This window comes from Aquamicrobium terrae (genome assembly GCF_052978165.1).
Window position 1 is genome coordinate 81570 of the sequence record NZ_JBRKLZ010000003.1, and the last position, 16795, is coordinate 98364.

Below are 16795 nucleotides of genomic sequence, written 5' to 3' on the forward strand. Positions count from 1 at the left end.
TTCGAGGCTGCCGGAAGACCAAAATAGATCGCGGAGCTGCCGAAGTCCAGGGAGCGTGACCGCCTGGATCGGTTCGGCCCGGCGCACATAGATTGCAATACCTGCTTTTGTTTGATCTGGCACAAACTGGAATATGATAGTCCAGTTTATATGGTTGGGCTCGAATGCCCCTATCCGGGCGCAAAGCACCACCAGCCGGGAGCCTCCCTATGTCCAGTTCCACACCTCTCTCCTTCCGCGCCGGCCGCCGCTCCTTGCTGGCCGTCATGGGTGGTGCGCTGGCACTGCCTTTCGTGACCGGCGCGGCCGGCCGCGCCTTTGCCGCCCCGCTGGCCGAACTTGCGCTCTACGGTCCCCCCGCCGGCCCCTCGATCATCCTTGCCCATGCGGCAGCTTCCGGTGCGCTGTCGCAGATCGCCGACAAGGCAAGTTTCAAGGCCTGGCGCAACCCTGACGAAATGCGCGCCGGCCTGACGTCCGGGACCATGCAGGCCGTGGTGCTGCCGGTGCAGGCGGCCGCCAGCCTCTACAACCGCGGCTTCAAGCTGAAGCTGCTCAACGTCATGACCAAAGGGCTGCTCTACGTCATTTCCACGGACACCGGCGTGACCGGCCTGGCCGACCTGAAGGGCAAGAAGCTCGCCGTCCCGTTCCGCAACGACACGCCGGACCTGGTGCTGGCGCGGCTGCTGCCGCATTATAACCTCGTCGCCGGAACCGATCTTGCCATCGAGACGGTCGGTTCGCCGGTCGAGGCGATCCAGATGCTGCTCGCCGGCCGGGTGGATGCGGTGCTGGCGCCGGAGCCTGCCATCTCGGCCGCCATCATGCTTGCCGGCGCGGCCGGCAAGACCGTGGCGCGCGTCATCGATATTCAGGAGGTATGGGGCGAGGTGAGCGGCGGCCAGCCGGTGCTGCCGCAGGCGGGCCTTGCCCTCACCGATGCGTTCACACAGGCCAATCCGGGCGTCGCCGACGATTTGCAGGCCGTGCTGGAAAAAATGTCCGCCGAGGTCAATGCCGAGCCGGAAAAGGCGGCGGCCGACGCGGCCCCGGCGCTGGAGATGCCGGCCCCGGTGATCGCCGCGTCCATCGCCACCTCCAAGCTGGTGGCGGCGCGCGCCGTGACGATGCGGACCGAGATCGAGGCCATGCTGACCACGCTGGCGGATGCCGATCCCGCCCTGATCGGCGGCAAGCTGCCCGATGATGGCTTCTACCTCTAAGGCGATGTTCGGCGCGGCGCTGTCACGGCTCGGACGCACGGGAAGCTTCCTGTGGTCGGCCTGGTCCGGTCTTGCCGGGCTGGCCCTACTGGCTGCGCTGTGGCAGGCCGGCCATGAGGCCTATGGCGATTTCATCCTGCCCGCCCCGCTCGATACGCTGGCGGCGGGCGCAGCCATTCTCTCCGACCGGCACGCATGGGAAGTGGCGCTGATTACCGGCTCGCGCGCGGTGGAAGGCTTCGTGGTTTCGGCGCTGGCGGGTGCCGCCTTCGGCCTGGCGGCCGGTTACTCCCCCGCCACCATGCGGCTGGCCCGGCCGCTCGTCACCGTGCTGCTCGGCGTGCCGCCGATCGCCTGGATCGTGCTGGCGATGATCTGGTTCGGTTCCACCGACGGCACCGTCATCGTGACCATCGTGGTGGCGGCGGCGCCACTGGTCTTCGTCGGGGTGGCCGAGGGGGTGATGACGCGCGACCGTGGGCTGGACGACATGGCGCGCGCCTTCGGCGCCGGACCGGTGCAGCGGCTCACCACGCTCGGCCTGCGCCATGTCGCGGCACATCTTTTCCCCGCCCTGGTGGTGGCGCTCGGCATGGGTTTCAAGGTGGCTGTGATGGCCGAGCTTCTGGCCAATGTCGGCGGCATCGGCGGCGAACTGGCGCGTAGCCGCGCCAATCTCGACGTGGCCGGGGCGCTCGCCTGGGTGACGATCGCGGTCGCGGCCCTGATCGTCGTGGAATACGGGGTCGTGCATCCCGTGCGCTCGGAGTTCGAGCGCTGGCGGGCGGCCGCGCGGCCATGGGGGGTCAAAAGATGAACGCGCTTTCCCTTTCGCGCATCGGCCATGCCTATTTCGGCCGCACCGTGCTCGACCATATCGACCTTGCCGTGGCGCCCGGCGAGGTGGTGGCGCTGGTCGGCCCCTCCGGCTGTGGCAAGAGCACGCTGGTCCACATCGCCGCCGGCATCGTGGAGCCGCTGCGCGGCACCGTTGCCGCCGGTTATCGCCGCCATGCCATGGTGTTCCAGGAACCGCGCCTGCTGCCCTGGGCCACGGCCCGCGACAATATCGCCTATCCGTTGCGGCTGGCGGGCATCCGCGCCCGCGAGCGCAAGGCGCGGGCCGAGGCGGCGGCAAGCCGGGTGGCCTTCGATGCCGTCGACCTCGACAAATATCCGGCCGAGCTTTCCGGCGGCATGCGCCAGCGCGTGGCGATCGCGCGCGCCCTTGCCGTCGATCCCGATTTCATCTTCTTCGACGAGCCGTTCACCGCCCTCGATGCCGCCCTCAAGCGGCGCATGCAGGACCTCGTGATCGAGGCGGCGCGCAGCGCGCATTTCGCCGGCCTGTTCGTGACCCACGACCTCATGGAAGCGGTGCGTGTCGCCCATCGCATCGTCGTCCTCGATCTGGCCGGCCGGGGCATTGCCGGCCAGCGCCCCCTGCCCGGCCAGCCGGGCACCCGCGTGGACGGCGACGTCTTCGCCGCCGTGCAGGCGTTCCTGAAGCAGGATCCGCTGTTTCGCCACATCCACGATGTCGACGAGCGGCGGGTGGCGTGATCATGCTGGCCCCTGCCGAACGCCTGCCGCCACCGCCGCTGAGCCGCATCCTCGGCGACGAGGGCTTTCGTCTTTTCTTCCCGCTGGGTGCGATCTATGCGGCGCTGTGGCCGCTGCAATGGGTTCTGGTATTCGGCCTCGACCTGCCGCTGGCGCGCTCGACGCCGCCGGGCCTGTGGCACGCGCATGAGATGATCTTCGGCGCCTTCGGAGCGGCATTGATCGGCTTCATCACCACGGCGGTTCCCGAATGGACCGATACGCCGAAGATGCAGGGCCGCCGCCTCTTCACCCTTGCCGGCGTGTGGGGCGCCGGCCGTCTTGTCGGTTTCTTCGGCGCGGACGCCGCCTCCGCCATCGGCGCCGTGGCCGACACCGCCTGGCTTGCGGCTCTGGCCGTCTATGTGGCCCGGGTGTCGGTTCGCAAGCGCACCGACCGGCTGCTGGCCTTCCTGTTCTGGATATCGGCCCTCTTATGCGCGCAACTGACCGTGCGCTATGCCTTCCTGACTGGCGACGCCGAGCTGGCGCAGTTGCTGCTGCATTGCGCCGGGCTCGTCTTCCTCGGGCTTCTGGGGCTGGCGCTGGCGCGCATCACCGTGCCGGTCAGCAATCTGGTCCTCGATCCGAGCGAGGAGACATCGCCCTTCCGCCCGCATCCCGGCCGCCGGCATCTCGCACCGGGACTGATCGTGGTGGCCGTGGCCGGCGAGCTGCTCGGGCTGTCGCCGGCGGTCAACGGCTTCCTGATGATCGCGGCAGGCGCGGCCTTCATGGATCGCATCGGCGAGGCCTTCATCGGCCGCGCGGCCTTGCGGGCGGAAATCCTCGTCCTCGCCGGTTCCAGCGCCTTTGCAGGCATCGGCCTGCTGCTGGTCGGGGCTGCCCGGCTCGGCGCCCCTTTCGGCGAGGTGCCGGGCCTGCATATGGCCCTGATGGGCGGGCTCGGCCTCGGCGTGCTGGCGGTGTTCGCCATCGCCGGCCTGCTGCACACCGGCCAGAAGCTGGTGCTGCCGCGTGCCGCGAAACTGGCCTTCTTGTGCGGGGCTGCCGCCGTGCTTTTGCGCGTCCTGCCCGACCTCGGCCTGATGCCGGTGCTTCCGGGTCCGCCCTATGCGGTGGCATCGGTTCTGTGGGCGGCCGCCTTCCTGATCTGGCTGGCCGGCTACTGGCCGCTGCTCCGCGATCCCGACACGCTCGGTGGCGACGGCTGCTGAAGGGCCGCGTTCGCCGTAGTGGCGGGTTTCCCTCTGCCCGTAACGAAAAGGAACCCGATCCGGCCGGATCGGGTCCTGGATGATGGGTGGATTTCCGTGGCGGTGCCGCTCGCCGGGGGCGGGCGGCCCTGGCTCACGCCGTGGCGAAGGCGATGTCGCCGATCACCCGCACCCGCACGCGGCGGGCATTGCCGGGCAGATAGGCGAGCGGGATATCCTCGGTCTCCAGCGTGACGATGGTGGAATCGACCGCGCCGGCGGCCATCGCGCGCTCACGGGCGATCCGGTCGGCCTCGGCAATGGCTTCCGCGCGGCCGAGGCCGGAGAACACCTGGTCCACTTCGCCCGAAACCTGCGCCATGGCCGCGCCCAGCGCATTGGCGACGCCGGCATGTTCCACGCGCAGCACCTCGCTGGCGCCCTTCAGTTTTTCCGGCACCAGGAAGGCGCCGCCGCCGACGGCGATCAGCTTCACGTCCTCGGCCGAGGTCTTCATCCGGTCGATGCCGTCTTCCAGCATCGTCTCGATCCGTTTCAGCACCGTCTGCACCAGAGCCGGGTCGAGATGCCTGACGCGGTCGCGGTCGCCGATGTCGGCGCGGCCGGCGGCCACCGCGATGTCGGTGGTCGTCAGCGTGTCGCCGCCGAACACCAGCGCCTTCTCGGTGATGCGGTAGCCGACGCTGCGCGGACCCACGGTGAGCTTGTCGGGATCGACAATGGTGCCGCCGCCGAGCGCCATCGGCAGGAGGTCCGGCATCCTGAACAGGGTCCGCACGCCGCCGACCTCGACCACATTGTTGGCCTCGCGCGGGAAGCCGCGCTGAAGATAGCCGATATCGGAGGTGGTGCCGCCGACATCGACCACCATCGCATCCTCGAGGCCGGTCAGGAAGGCAGCGCCGCGCATCGAATTGGTAGGGCCCGAAGCGAAGCTGTAGACGGGATTGGCGGCCGCGATCTCGGCCAGCACCACGGTGCCGTCGTTCTGGGTGAGATAGAAGGGTGCCGAGATACCGGCCTGCCGCAGCGCCTCGCCGAAGGCGGCGACCGTCTTGCGGCCAAGCTGCTGCAAGGCCGCGTTCAACATGGTGACGTTTTCGCGCTCCAGTAGCCCGATGCGCCCCAGCGTGCTGGACTGGGTGATGCGGGCGTCGGGCATGATCTCCTGCACGATGGAGGCCGCCTCGACCTCGCATTCTGCCGTCAGCGGCGAGAACAGGGCAGTGATGCCGACCGAGGTGATACCGGCGTCGCGCAGCCGCATCGCCGCGTCGCGGATGGCGGCACGGTCGAGCGGCATCAGCGGCCGGCCGTCATATTCATGGCCGCCCTCGACCATGAAGCTCATTGGATTGACCGCCTCGCGCAGGTCGGCCGGCCAGTCGATCATCGGCGGCAGCGACTCGCCGGTCGGCATGGCGATGCGGATGGCGCCGGCGCGCTCCAGCCGGGCGCGCTCGACCACCGCATTGGTGAAATGGGTGGTGCCGATCATCACCGCGTCGATGGGGCTGTCTTGCGGTCCCTGTGCCGCCATCACGCTGTTGATGGCCTTGACGACGCCGGTCATGACATCGTCGCTGGTGGGAATCTTGATCGAGCTGATCACCCGGTTTCCGTCAATCAGGACGGCATCCGTATTGGTGCCGCCGACGTCTATGCCGATGCGTTTCATGCCGAGAATACCGATCTGAAATCAATGTCATAACCGAAGGCGCGGGGACCGACATGCTGCAGGCCCTTGGGCGTCTGCAAGATGGCGGGGGCAGGCAGGGCCACCGCCGTCACCCGCTGGCCGTAGCGCACCGTCTCGGTGCCGATCGCCTCGCCCGAGACGCTGTCGAGCAGGCAGACCAGGTCCGGCGTCATGGCGATCGGCTCGCCGTCGCGGAAGGCAACCGCCCATTCGTTCTGGAACGCGAGGGTGAGCGTGGAGCCGCGGTCGCCGTCCAATCCTTCGATCGTGGCCGTGCCGCGCAGGAAGCCGCCCGTGGTGGTGCGGTCGACGTCGGTCACCTTGCCGCGGAAGAGCTGCTTGCCGCCCTCATAGTCCAGCACCGCCTGAACCGGATCGCTGTGCGCCGCCTGCGCGGCCATCACGGCGCGGCCAAGCCCGATGGCCTTGGTCACTGTGTTCAGCACGCCCCAGTCCTTGACCTCGCGCCCGGTGCGCGGCGCCTTGCAGGTCGAGGCGGTCGAGCCGACCTCGGTGCAGATGGCGCGCGACACGCGCTCCATCCATTTCCAGGTTGGCGCCTTGGTGACGATCGCCTCGCTGCCGCGGCAATCGACCAGCGTCAGGGGATACATCTGCAGGTCGCCAATGGCGAAGGAGGTCATCTGCGCTTCCGGATAGGCGCGCCCCATCGCGTCCGCATCGACCACGGGGACGTCGAGTATGGCGCCGGCCAGGAAAGGCGAAAGCGCGTTGCCGCCGCCGATCTCCACCGCCATCACGGCGCGGAACTTCTTGCCGGTATAATCCTCGGCCACCTGCATGGCGCGGGCGAGATGCACGGGATTGAGCAATCGCTCCTGCCCGACCAGCGGTGCACCCATCTTGGACACCACCGCCACCATGTCGTTGTCGTCGAGTGCCAAAGGGTCGATCAGCCGGCAGCGCTTGCCTTCCCCATAGAGTTTCTTGAGATTGAGCTGGGACAGGTACGGACTGCCGCCGCCCCCGGTGCCCAGAATCCAGGCGCCTACGGCTAGCGGATCGATCTCGTCCGCTTCAAAGTCACGGATCATGGTAACCTCCGGTTTCTATGGTAGAGTAGCCAGCGGCCGCCGGTCCTGAAATAAGGGACAACCCGTAAGCGACGCCAACACCATCCGCAGGTTCCAAAAATCAACATGCAGCTTCCGTCTTCCCTCTCGCCGAAAAGCGTGGTTGCTGAACGGCCGCCGAGGGTCATGTTCGTCAGCGTCGGGCGCTCGCCGCGCAAGGACCTGATCGGCGAGATCGTCGAGAACCTGGACATCCCGATCGAGGTGTTCGAGGTGGGGGCGCTGGATGGGTTGCCCCATCACGAGATCGAAAAGCTCAAGGCGACGCCGCACGAGAACAGCATCGTTTCCAGGCTGGACGATACGCGCAGGATCGTGCTGTCGAAGGCCAAGATGACGGAAAGAATGAGCGAGATCGTCGGCGCCTTCCCGCCGGGCGCCTACGATCTGGTCGTCATCCTGTCGACGGGGCTGTTCGGTGAATTCGAAAGCACCTGCCCCACTGTCAACACCCAGCGCGCCATCGAATCCGCGGTGCTGTCGCTGGCGGCGGCCGGCGATGTCGTCGGGCTGGTCCAGCCGCTGAGCCGGCAGACCCGCGAGATCGAAAGCCCTGCCTTCGATTCCTACCAGCTTCATGTGACTCATGCCGAGGAGGGCGACCGCGCCTCGCTCGCCACGGCGATCCTCGACTTGTCGGCATGCAGCATCATCGTGCTGAATTCGGTCGGCTTTACCGAGGCCGACCGGCTGATGATGGCCAAGGCGAGCGGCAAGCCGATCGTTTTGGCGCGGCGTATCATGGCCAGCGCCATCCGGCTGCTGCTGAACCGTCCCACGCCCGTCCTGCCCTCACCCTCTATCCCGGCGGAGTTCGCGGAGCGGCTGAGCAATCTTACGGCGCGCGAGCGCCAGGTGCTTTCGCTGGCAGCCGAGGGCCTGTCGAACAAGGCCATCGCCCGCCAGTTGGGGATAAGCCCCAAGACGGTCGAGATCCACAGGTCGAACATGATGCGCAAGATGGAAGTGTCGTCTTCCGGCGCGCTGATCCGCATGGTTGTCGAGGCCGGCTACCGCTGATTTCACCGCTCCGGCCCGGTTTTTTAGGCGGATTCGGGGTGCTATTAGGTGGAATCCCCTATGGTGCTGGTGCCCGTACGGCAGCTACTCTTCACGGCTAGTCGGGCGGAGACCTTCATGAAGCAGCAATTGCATGTCGCTTTCGTGACGATCGGGCAGACGCCCCGGTCGGATATCGTGCCGGAAATGTTGTCCGAGATCGAACTGGGGTTCGATCGCGACCGGCTCGTCGTCAGCGAATATGGCGTGCTCGATGGACTGGAAGGCGCGGCCCTCGACGCCATGCGCGCCGGCGAAGGCGAGGAAATTTTCGCGACACGGCTGCGTGACGGCACCGAAATCGCCATTTCGGTCGAGCGCACCGAGGCCCGCCTCAACGAATTGCTGCACGCGCTGGACGGCAAGGTCGACCTGATCGTGATGCTGTGCACCGGAACCCGGACGGAGCCGCTGGCCCGCACCCTGGTGATCGAGGCGCAGAGCGTCGTCGACAAGACCGTCGAGGCGTTGGCCGCCTCGTGCAGGCGGCTCGGCGTCATCGTGCCGCTGGCCGGCCAGGTCGGGGATTTTTCCGCCCATCATGCATTCGACGGCGAAACGGTGGTCGTTTCGGCCTCGCCTTATTCGCAGGGCGATTTCGAGGCCGCGGCCTCGCAACTGGCCGATTGCGACCTCATCGTCATGCATTGCATGGGCTACGACAGCGCCATGCATGAAAGGGTCAAGGCGAAGGCGGGCAAGCCGGTGCTGCTGTCGCGCCGCGTCGTCGCGGGAGTGGCGCGACAGCTGATCTGAACGCGCCACGGGCAAAACCGATAAACAAGCAAACGACCAGAGGTGTTCTCGATGTTTGAAAGTCTCAACCGCCGGCAGGTGCTTGCCGGACTGATGGCCTCTCCCCTGCTGGCTTCGGGCCCGGCGCTGGCCTTCGAGCGCACGGAAAACGGAAACGTGATCGTGTTCGGCGGCAATCAGGCCATTCCCGTCCTCGATCCCCATGTCCGCTACGACTGGTCGACGCGCATGGTGCAGCAGGCGGTCTATGACGCGCTGTTCAAGTATGAGGACGATCCGGCCGAGATCAAGCCGTGGTTGGCCGAGAGCTGGGAATCCAGCCCCGACGGCAAGGTGTGGACCTTCAAGCTGGTGGACGGGGTGAAGTTCCACAATGGCGATCCGCTGGATGCGGAGGCGGTGCGCTATTCGTTCGAGCGCGGGCTGAAGCTCAACAAGGGCGTCGCCTGGATGCTGAAGGAATTCCTGGCGCCGGAGGACATTACCGTGGTCGACGCACGCACCGTGCGCTTCGAGCTGAAGGCGCCCTATGCGCCATTCATGTCGGTCCTGCCCTGGTGGTACATCGTCAACCCCAAGGAAGTGCAGGCCAACGAGAAGGACGGCGACTACGGCCAGGCCTGGCTGACGGATCATGCCGCCGGTTCCGGCCCCTTCATCCTCGGCCGCTGGGAGCCGAACGTGCTCTACGAGCTGAAGTCGGTCGCCGACTACTGGAAGGGCTGGCCGAACGCGGAACGCCGCCCGGCCGGCATCATCTATCGCCTCATCGCCGAGCCGGCGGCCAAGAAGGCCGCCTTGCAGCGCGGCGAGGTCGACATCGTCGAGACGCTGACCAGCGACGACTACATGCTTCTGTCGAGGGCGCCCGGCATCGTCGTCGAGAGCCATCCCGGCTCGACCACCTTCGGCATCAAGTTCAACACGCAGGTCGGCCCGACCGCCGACATCAACCTGCGCAAGGCCATCGCCTATGCCATGGACTACGATGCGCTGATCGCCGTCTACAACGGCGCGGCCACTCTCGAGACCAGCCCCTTCCCGGGCGCGCTGCGCGGCCATATCGACATTCCCGACATGCCGCGCCGCGACGTGGCCAAGGCCAAGGAGTATCTTGCCAAGTCGGCCTATCCGGACGGCAACATCACCTTGAAATACATCTATATGAACGGGCTGGAGGAAGCGCGGCGCATCGGCCTAGTGCTGCTCGACAACCTCAAGGAGCTGAACATCACGCTCGAACTGGTCGCCGAGACCTGGCCGAACATGGTGGCGCTCGGCTCGCGGGTCGAGACCGCGCCGAACATGACCTCGGTCTACACCACGCCGATCACCAACGACCCGGATGCGGTGGCCTATCAATACCACCCTAAGAGCTGGGGGCAGTACTATGCCATGCACTACTACGACAACAAGGAAGTCGCGCAGATGATCGACGAGGCCCGGGCCGAGATGGACTGGGACAAGCGCGCGGCCCTCTACGCCAAGATCCAGACCCAGATCGTGGCGGACCAGCCGGAGGTGTTCGGCATGCTGGAGAACCGCCGCTGGGCGCTGCGCGACTATGTGAAGGGCTTCCGGTTCTCACCGGTGCGGCTCGCCAGCGAGATCGACCTTTACCAGCTCTATATCGACGCCTGACAATCGCGCGTCGCTAAAGCACGATGAGGCGCCCGCCCGAGCGGGCGCCCCCAGCCGGGAAACGCAATGCTCTCATTCGTCGCCAGGAAGTTGATTGCTCTTGTCGCCACGCTGTTCGGCGTGGCGGTGCTGACCTTCATCATCACCAATATCGCGCCCGGCGACCCTGCCCGGCTCATCGCCGGTCCCAATGCCACTCCCGACATGGTGGAGACCATACGTACCGAATACGGGCTGGACAAGGGGCTGCTCGAGCAGTTCACCATCTATATGAGCGACCTCGCCCATGGCGATCTCGGCCGGTCTATGGTCTCGACCCGCCCGGTGCTGGACGAGTTGCTCCGCTACGCTCCCGCCACCATCGAGCTGGTGCTGGTGGCGATGGTCATCGGCATCCTGCTTGGCGTGCCCCTGGGGGTGCTGTCAGCTGTCTACCGCAACGGCCCGATCGACCATGTGACGCGCATCTTTTCCATGTCGGGCGTGGCCTTGCCCGCCTTCTGGCTCGGCATATTGCTGCAATTGTGGTTCGCGGTCGATCTCGGCTGGCTGCCCGTTTCGGGCCGCCTGCCGCTGGTGGCGACGCCGCCGCCGACCATCACGGGCATGTTCCTTCTCGACAGCCTGATCAGCGGCCAGTTCGACCTGTTCTGGACCGCGCTGAAATACATCATCCTGCCCGCCTTCGTGCTGTCCATGCCCTGCGTCGCCTCGATCCTGCGCGTCAACCGCGCCGAGATGATCGAGGTGCTGCAATCGGACCACATCGTCGCGGCGCGCGCGCACGGCATCTCGGCGCTGCGCGTGGTCGGCGTCTATGCGCTCAAGAACGCCATGCTGCCGACGCTGGCCATGATCGGGCTGCGCTTCGGCTGGATGCTGGGCACCACCGTGGTGGTCGAGACCGTGTTCGACTGGCCGGGGCTTGGCCTTTACGCCGTTTCCTCCGCGCTTTCCTCGGACTTCAAGCCGGTCATGGGCGTCACCCTGTTCATCGGCTTCCTGTTCATCGTGACCAATCTTCTGGTCGACCTTGCCTATGCCTGGATCGATCCCCGCCTGAGGAAAGCGTGATTTGACCTCTCCGACCGTTCCCTCGCAGCCGCCGACCTTCCGCGAGCGCCACGCCAGCCAGATCCGGCAATGGCGCCTGCACATGCATACCTTCCGCTCCAGCTTCTCCACCATGCTCGGCTTCACGCTGGTGGTGATCTTCCTTGTGCTGGCCGCGGTCGGGCCATGGATCGTGCCCTATCCGGAAGACACGATGGGCGCCGTGCACATGGGCAGCCGGCTGCTGCCGCCGAGCGCCGAGCACTGGTTCGGCACCGACGAGATGGGCGCCGACATCTTCTCGCGCGTGGTGGTCGGCGCGCGCACCTCCTTGTGGATCGGTCTCGTCATCACCGGACTGGCGGCGCTGATCGGCGTACCGCTCGGCATCATCGCCGGCTACAAGGGCGGCTGGGCGCGTGCCGTCATCATGCGGGTGACGGACCTGTTCCTGGCCGTGCCGGACCTTGCGCTGGCGCTGGCCATCGTGGCGGCGCTCGGCCCCGGCATCTTCAACTGCATGCTGGCGCTCGCGCTGGTGTGGTGGCCGGGCTATGTGCGCCTGGTCGAAGCCAAGACGCTGGCGGTCAAGGAAGAGCTGTTCGTGGAATCGGCACGATCCATAGGCGCCACCACGCCCTGGATATTGCGCCATCACATCCTGCCCAACTGCCTGTCGCCGATCATCGTCAAGATGAGCATGGACATGGGCATGGCCATCCTGGCGGCGGCCGCGCTCGGCTTCATCGGCCTCGGCGCGCGTCCGCCCGCGCCGGAATGGGGCGCCATGATCTCCACCGCGCGCAGCTACATGCCCGACTGGTGGTGGTATTCCTTCTTCCCCGGCGCGGCCATCTTCCTCACCGTGCTCGGCTTCAACCTGCTCGGCGACGGCCTGCGCGACATGCTTGATCCAAGGAGCCGGGAACGGTGAGCGCGCTTTTGAAGATCAGCGACTTCTCGCTGGATATAGACACGTTCGACGGCACGCTGCCGCTGCTGCGCAATGTCAGCCTCGAGATCAACAAGGGCGACACGCTGGGCATCGTGGGCGAGAGCGGCTCCGGCAAGACCATGCTGGTGCGTACGGTGATGGGCATCGGGCCCAGGCAGTCGCGCCGCACCGGCGGCGGCATAACCTTCGACGGCATCGACCTCACCGGGCTGGACGACAAGGGCTGGCGCAAGATCCGCGGCGTGCGGATCTCGATGATCTTCCAGGACCCGATGACCTATCTGAACCCGCTGTTCACGGTGGGCCAGCAGATCGTCGACGTCATCCGCGCCCATCATCGCGCCGTCGGCGAAAAGTTGCCGGGTCGGGCCGCCTGCCAGGCCAGGGCGGAGCAGCTTCTGGGACAGGTCGGCATCAACGATCCGGCGCGCGTCTACGCCCAGTATCCCCACCAGCTCTCGGGCGGCATGCGCCAGCGCGTGCTGATTTCCATGGCGCTCGCCGGAAAGCCGGACGTGCTGATCGCCGACGAGCCGACCACGGCGCTGGATGTCACCGTCCAGGCGCAGGTGCTGGCCCTGATCAACGAGCTGGTGGCGAAGCTGAATCTGACCGTCATCATGATCAGCCACGACATCGGCGCCATAGCGGCGGTCGCCTCGCGCTGCGCGGTGATGTATCGCGGCGAGATCGTCGAGCAGGGCAGGACGCGCGATATCCTCACCGCCCCGCAGCATGAATACACCAAGCGGCTGCTGGCCTCGGTGCCCGAATTCGGCGATCAGGCCGCCGTGGCGGCGAAGCCGCAGTCCGCCCCGCTGCTCGAAATCCGCAACATCGGCAAGATCTATCACTCTGCCGGCCGCGATATCCGTGCGGTCGATGACGTCAGCTTCTCGGTAGCCGAGGGCGAGGTGCTCGGCGTCGTGGGTGAAAGCGGATCGGGCAAGTCGACGCTCGCGCGGCTGCTGCTGCGGCTGATCGAACCCACTTCCGGTTCGGTTCATCTGGAAGGCAAGTCGCTCCAGGCACTGTCGCCGCAGGAATTGCGGCGGATGCGCCGTCACATGCAGTTCGTGTTCCAGAACCCGCATTCGGCGCTCAACGGTCGCCACAACATCGCCGATGCCATCGGTGAGCCGCTGCGCATCCAGGAAGGGCTGTCGGGCCGGGCGTTGCGCGCGGAGGTGGAGCGGCTGCTCGACGTGGTGCAATTGCCGCGCAATTTCGCCTACCGCTACCCGCACGAGCTGTCGGGCGGCCAGAAGCAGCGCGTTTGCATCGCAAGGGCGGTGGCGCTCAAGCCGCGCATATTGGTGCTGGACGAGCCGACCTCGGCGCTCGACGTTTCGGTGCAGGCGCAGATACTGGAGTTCCTGAGCGAGCTGCGCGCCGAGATGAACCTCACCTATGTGTTCATCTCGCATGATCTCACCGTGGTGAACCACATCTGCGACCGCATCCTGGTGATGCGCAACGGCAAGATCGTCGAGCAGGGAACGACACAGGACGTGTTCCATGCGCCGCAGCAGCCCTACACGCAGGCATTGCTGGCCAGCGCCCGCGCCACTTCCAAGGAAGCGGCACTGGCCGAAGCCGCCGCTCCATAGACGGGCGGCCCTGACCTGATCCTTACACGGCCGCGGAATGGCGGGCGGTGCCGCGGCCCAGATAGCTGTCGAACCCGGCCGCGACCGAGCGCACATGGATGCGCGCCTCCGGCTGGACGATGAAGCTGCCGCCATGGCGGACGAGCACGTCCGGAAAGCGCGAGCACATTTCGTGCGCTTCTTCCAGCACCGGTTCGGCCGTCTCGCCGAAGCGGACCGAGGCTTCATCGACCGAAAAGGCGAAATCGCACATCAGACGCTGGATCACCCAGGCGCGCACCTGGTCTTCCCCGGACAGCTCGATGCCGCGCATCACCGGCATCATGCCCTTCTCGATGAAGCGCCGGTAGACGCCCATGGCGGTGGCGTTCTGGGCATAGCCCTCGCGGAAGCCGCTGACGGACGAAGGCCCGAGCCCGATCAGCGTCTCGGCCGGATCGTCGGTGTAGCCCTGGAAGTTGCGCCGCAGCTTTCCCTTGCGGGCGGCCCGCGCCAGGCTGTCGCCCGGCAGGGCGAAATGGTCGAGGCCGATCGCCTCGTAGCCGGCGGCGCGGATCAGTCCGGCCGCCCTCACCGACTGTGCCATGCGCGCTTCGCGGTCAGGCAGGACAGCCTCGTCGATCAGCCTCTGGTGCTTCTTGAACCAGGGCACATGCGCATAGCCGAACAGCGCCACCCGATCCGGCTTCAGCGACAAGGACATCGCCACCGTCTCGGCGATGGAGTCCACGCTCTGGTGCGGCAGGCCGTAGACGAGGTCGAGATTGACCGCCGCGACGCCGCGCGCCCGCAGCCCTTCGACCACGGCGCGCGTATCCTCGAAGCTCTGCTCGCGGTTGATCGCCTTCTGCACCTCGGGGCGGAAGTCCTGAACGCCGAGGCTGGCGCGCGTGGTGCCGAAGGCGGCGATGGCGTCGAGGCGCCCTTCATCCATGTCGGTGGGGTCGATCTCGATGCTGATCGAGGCGTCCCTGTTGAAGCGGAAGGCTTCGCGCAACGCATCCATCAGCTTGTGCATGTCCTGCGGCGTCAGCAAGGTGGGAGAGCCGCCGCCCAGATGCAGTGCGCTGACCCGGACCGTCTGCGGCAGCGACGCTGCGGCCAGCACGATCTCGCGGTAAAGCGTCTCCAGATAGGAAGCGACGGGCTCGTAGCGCAGCGTGTGGTGGGTATGGCAGGCGCAGAACCAGCACAGCCGGTCGCAGAAAGGAATATGGATGTAGAGCGACACCGCCTCGTCTTCTCCCACCGCCGCCATCCAGCGGCGCACCTGCGCATCGCCCACCCCATTGTGGAAATGCGGGGCGGTCGGATAGCTCGTATAGCGCGGAGCGGTGTCGGCAAACTGGAAAGCGGGCGACGCGGACATGGGGCCTCCTTGTAGGATGGCCCCTCTCTGCCGCTACGGAAGAGCGGTTTCGTTGACTTTGATCAAACTTCCTGAGGGCAAGACAAACTGACGCGGGGCGGGCGGTCGCACGGAATGCTATCTATGTATCCATAGGTTGAAAGGTGGCGAGATCGTGCGCAAGGACGTTCATACCGACGGTATCCCCGTGCTGTGCGCGTCCTGCGAGGCGCGCCACAGGGGCGTTTGCGGCGCGCTCGACCCAGAGCAGCTCGTGGCGCTGGCCAGGACCTCGCACAAATACAATGCCGGAAGCGGCACCGAGCTTGTGGGCGATGCCGAGCAGGTGGACAGTTACGCCAATGTGCTGTCGGGCGTGGTGAAGCTGACCAAGACCCTGTCGGACGGGCGCCAGCAGATCGTCGGCCTCCAGTTCGCGCCCGATTTCCTCGGCCGGCCGTTCAAGGCCGAGAGCGAGCTCAACGCCGAGGCCGCCACCGAGGTATCGCTGTGCGCCTTTCCCCGCGCATCGATCGAGCGGATGATGCAGGATTCGCCGGAACTGGAGCGCCGGCTCTACCGGCAAACCCTCAAGGAGTTGGACGAGGCGCGCGACTGGATGGTGACGCTGGGCCGCAAGACGGCGAGCGAGAAGATCGCCTCCTTCCTGCTGATGATCGCCCGCAACATCGACCCGAACGCCGAGCCTGACAGCAGTTCCGCGCGCTTCGACCTGCCGTTGACGCGCGCCGACATCGCCGATTTTCTCGGCCTGACCATCGAGACGGTGAGCCGGCAGCTGACGAAGCTGCGGGCCGACAAGGTCATCAGCATCGAGAACAACCGCCAGGTCATCGTCCCGGATCTCGGCCGGCTGGAAGCCCGCGCCGGCAACTGAGAACGGACAGCGGCAGGCGGCTGGTTCGCCGGATGCCGGGCGTCACGGCCCCGGGCAGCGGATTTCAGGCAATACGTGTTCGCGCTCGAAGGCGACATGCCTGCGCTTGGCCTCGAAGAAGCCGCGCAGCATGAAGCCCAGCGCCTCGGGGTTCTCGACCATGCCGTCATGCCCAAGAAGCAGCAGCGCTTCGGTCAGCTCGCCGGCGAAGCACTCGTCCTGGACATGTTCCGAGAGCAGCCGCTCGACCGAATCTCTTCCCTTGCCCTGCTCCTCCAGCACGCGCCGATAGGCTGGAAACAGGGTTTCCTCCTCGAAGCGGTGGATGCCGCGCACCAGCGGCTCCAGCTCGCAGGCGATCATCAGGCATTTGCGGCGGTCGATACCGGCGGGAAGCGAGTCGGCCACTTCCTCCAGCAGTCCGCACAGCCGCAGCATCTCGACATGGGCCAGTTCCACCATCGCAACGATGCCGTCGTGGCATTGCGGTCGAGGTGGGTGGCTTCCCTGCAAGGCTCTCGTGGAGATCGAATTCATGGCGACGTACCCGTTCCGGAGCATCGGACGAAACCCTGTCCGGTTCGGAACAATCCGATGCTCGATCAACCGCTGGAGCCTCGCACAATGGCTGCGACGACGCGCCACGGCGTTGACATGGATCAATGCGCAATGCCTG

15 protein-coding genes are annotated in these 16795 nt (G+C 66.5%); 11 read left to right on the forward strand and 4 right to left on the reverse strand.

Annotated elements, in window-relative coordinates; genetic code table 11:
• The first annotated feature begins 209 nt into the window (after positions 1-209).
• Genes ACVCNR_RS23475 through ACVCNR_RS23490 form a run of 4 tightly spaced genes read left to right on the forward strand, consistent with a single transcriptional unit; the run spans position 210 to position 4006 of the window.
• Positions 210-1226: an ABC transporter substrate-binding protein gene (locus ACVCNR_RS23475; protein WP_354196218.1), complete on the forward strand. Its 1017-nt coding sequence runs from the start codon at positions 210-212 to the stop codon at positions 1224-1226.
• Positions 1207-2043 carry an ABC transporter permease gene (locus tag ACVCNR_RS23480; protein ID WP_354196220.1) on the forward strand — a complete coding sequence of 279 codons (837 nt, stop codon included), beginning with the start codon at positions 1207-1209 and terminating at the stop codon, positions 2041-2043. The genes ACVCNR_RS23475 and ACVCNR_RS23480 overlap by 20 nt, the downstream gene beginning before the upstream one ends.
• Positions 2040-2789, forward strand: coding sequence for an ABC transporter ATP-binding protein (locus ACVCNR_RS23485; RefSeq protein ID WP_354196222.1), 750 nt, complete (start codon positions 2040-2042; stop codon positions 2787-2789). Before ACVCNR_RS23480 ends, ACVCNR_RS23485 begins: the two co-directional genes overlap by 4 nt.
• A gap of 2 nt (positions 2790-2791) precedes the next feature.
• The gene (locus ACVCNR_RS23490; RefSeq protein ID WP_447076746.1) at positions 2792-4006 is read left to right on the forward strand and encodes an NnrS family protein; all 1215 of its coding nucleotides are present in this window, start codon (positions 2792-2794) and stop codon (positions 4004-4006) included.
• A gap of 133 nt (positions 4007-4139) precedes the next feature.
• Here ACVCNR_RS23490 and ACVCNR_RS23495 read toward each other — a convergent pair whose 3' ends face one another.
• Positions 4140-5684: a hydantoinase/oxoprolinase N-terminal domain-containing protein gene (locus ACVCNR_RS23495; protein WP_354196226.1), complete on the reverse strand. Its 1545-nt coding sequence runs from the start codon at positions 5682-5684 to the stop codon at positions 4140-4142.
• Positions 5681-6760: an S-methyl thiohydantoin desulfurase family protein gene (locus ACVCNR_RS23500; RefSeq protein WP_354196228.1), complete on the reverse strand. Its 1080-nt coding sequence runs from the start codon at positions 6758-6760 to the stop codon at positions 5681-5683. Before ACVCNR_RS23500 ends, ACVCNR_RS23495 begins: the two co-directional genes overlap by 4 nt.
• 165 nt (positions 6761-6925) lie before the next feature.
• Between ACVCNR_RS23500 and ACVCNR_RS23505 the strand changes: the two genes are divergently transcribed.
• From ACVCNR_RS23505 to ACVCNR_RS23530, 6 genes are all read left to right on the forward strand, one after another.
• Entirely contained in the window at positions 6926-7819 is an 894-nt protein-coding gene (locus ACVCNR_RS23505; protein WP_354196230.1) for an AroM family protein, read from the forward strand.
• 117 nt (positions 7820-7936) lie between these two features.
• Positions 7937-8614, forward strand: a complete 678-nt coding sequence (locus ACVCNR_RS23510; protein ID WP_354196232.1) for an AroM family protein — start codon at positions 7937-7939, stop codon at positions 8612-8614.
• Between the two features lie 51 nt (positions 8615-8665).
• Positions 8666-10255: an ABC transporter substrate-binding protein gene (locus tag ACVCNR_RS23515; protein ID WP_354196234.1), complete on the forward strand. Its 1590-nt coding sequence runs from the start codon at positions 8666-8668 to the stop codon at positions 10253-10255.
• Between the two features lie 66 nt (positions 10256-10321).
• Complete coding sequence (locus ACVCNR_RS23520) at positions 10322-11329, forward strand: ABC transporter permease (RefSeq protein ID WP_354196236.1); 1008 nt, start codon at positions 10322-10324, stop codon at positions 11327-11329.
• Position 11330: 1 nt separating this feature from the next.
• Complete coding sequence (locus ACVCNR_RS23525; protein WP_354196238.1) at positions 11331-12242, forward strand: ABC transporter permease; 912 nt, start codon at positions 11331-11333, stop codon at positions 12240-12242.
• Positions 12239-13873, forward strand: coding sequence for an ABC transporter ATP-binding protein (locus ACVCNR_RS23530; RefSeq protein WP_354196240.1), 1635 nt, complete (start codon positions 12239-12241; stop codon positions 13871-13873). Before ACVCNR_RS23525 ends, ACVCNR_RS23530 begins: the two co-directional genes overlap by 4 nt.
• A 22-nt stretch (positions 13874-13895) precedes the next feature.
• Here ACVCNR_RS23530 and hemN read toward each other — a convergent pair whose 3' ends face one another.
• Entirely contained in the window at positions 13896-15242 is a 1347-nt protein-coding gene (gene hemN, locus ACVCNR_RS23535; RefSeq protein WP_354196242.1) for an oxygen-independent coproporphyrinogen III oxidase, read from the reverse strand.
• A 154-nt stretch (positions 15243-15396) separates the two neighbouring features.
• On the opposite strand from hemN, the gene ACVCNR_RS23540 reads away from it, so the two are divergent.
• Positions 15397-16119 carry a Crp/Fnr family transcriptional regulator gene (locus ACVCNR_RS23540; RefSeq protein WP_354196244.1) on the forward strand — a complete coding sequence of 241 codons (723 nt, stop codon included), beginning with the start codon at positions 15397-15399 and terminating at the stop codon, positions 16117-16119.
• A 42-nt stretch (positions 16120-16161) separates the two neighbouring features.
• Here ACVCNR_RS23540 and ACVCNR_RS23545 read toward each other — a convergent pair whose 3' ends face one another.
• On the reverse strand, positions 16162-16656 hold the full coding sequence (locus ACVCNR_RS23545; RefSeq protein ID WP_354196246.1) for a hemerythrin domain-containing protein: 495 nt from the start codon (positions 16654-16656) through the stop codon (positions 16162-16164).
• Positions 16657-16795 lie beyond the last annotated feature (139 nt).

Coding starts and splice junctions, on each gene's coding strand:
- ACVCNR_RS23475 (WP_354196218.1), top strand. CDS start 210: ATGTCCAGTTCCACACCTCTCTCCTTCCGCGCCGGCCGCCGCTCCTTG.
- ACVCNR_RS23480 (WP_354196220.1), top strand. CDS start 1,207: ATGATGGCTTCTACCTCTAAGGCGATGTTCGGCGCGGCGCTGTCACGG.
- ACVCNR_RS23485 (WP_354196222.1), top strand. CDS start 2,040: ATGAACGCGCTTTCCCTTTCGCGCATCGGCCATGCCTATTTCGGCCGC.
- ACVCNR_RS23490 (WP_447076746.1), top strand. CDS start 2,792: ATGCTGGCCCCTGCCGAACGCCTGCCGCCACCGCCGCTGAGCCGCATC.
- ACVCNR_RS23495 (WP_354196226.1), bottom strand. CDS start 5,684: ATGAAACGCATCGGCATAGACGTCGGCGGCACCAATACGGATGCCGTC.
- ACVCNR_RS23500 (WP_354196228.1), bottom strand. CDS start 6,760: ATGATCCGTGACTTTGAAGCGGACGAGATCGATCCGCTAGCCGTAGGC.
- ACVCNR_RS23505 (WP_354196230.1), top strand. CDS start 6,926: ATGTTCGTCAGCGTCGGGCGCTCGCCGCGCAAGGACCTGATCGGCGAG.
- ACVCNR_RS23510 (WP_354196232.1), top strand. CDS start 7,937: ATGAAGCAGCAATTGCATGTCGCTTTCGTGACGATCGGGCAGACGCCC.
- ACVCNR_RS23515 (WP_354196234.1), top strand. CDS start 8,666: ATGTTTGAAAGTCTCAACCGCCGGCAGGTGCTTGCCGGACTGATGGCC.
- ACVCNR_RS23520 (WP_354196236.1), top strand. CDS start 10,322: ATGCTCTCATTCGTCGCCAGGAAGTTGATTGCTCTTGTCGCCACGCTG.
- hemN (WP_354196242.1), bottom strand. CDS start 15,242: ATGTCCGCGTCGCCCGCTTTCCAGTTTGCCGACACCGCTCCGCGCTAT.
- ACVCNR_RS23545 (WP_354196246.1), bottom strand. CDS start 16,656: ATGAATTCGATCTCCACGAGAGCCTTGCAGGGAAGCCACCCACCTCGA.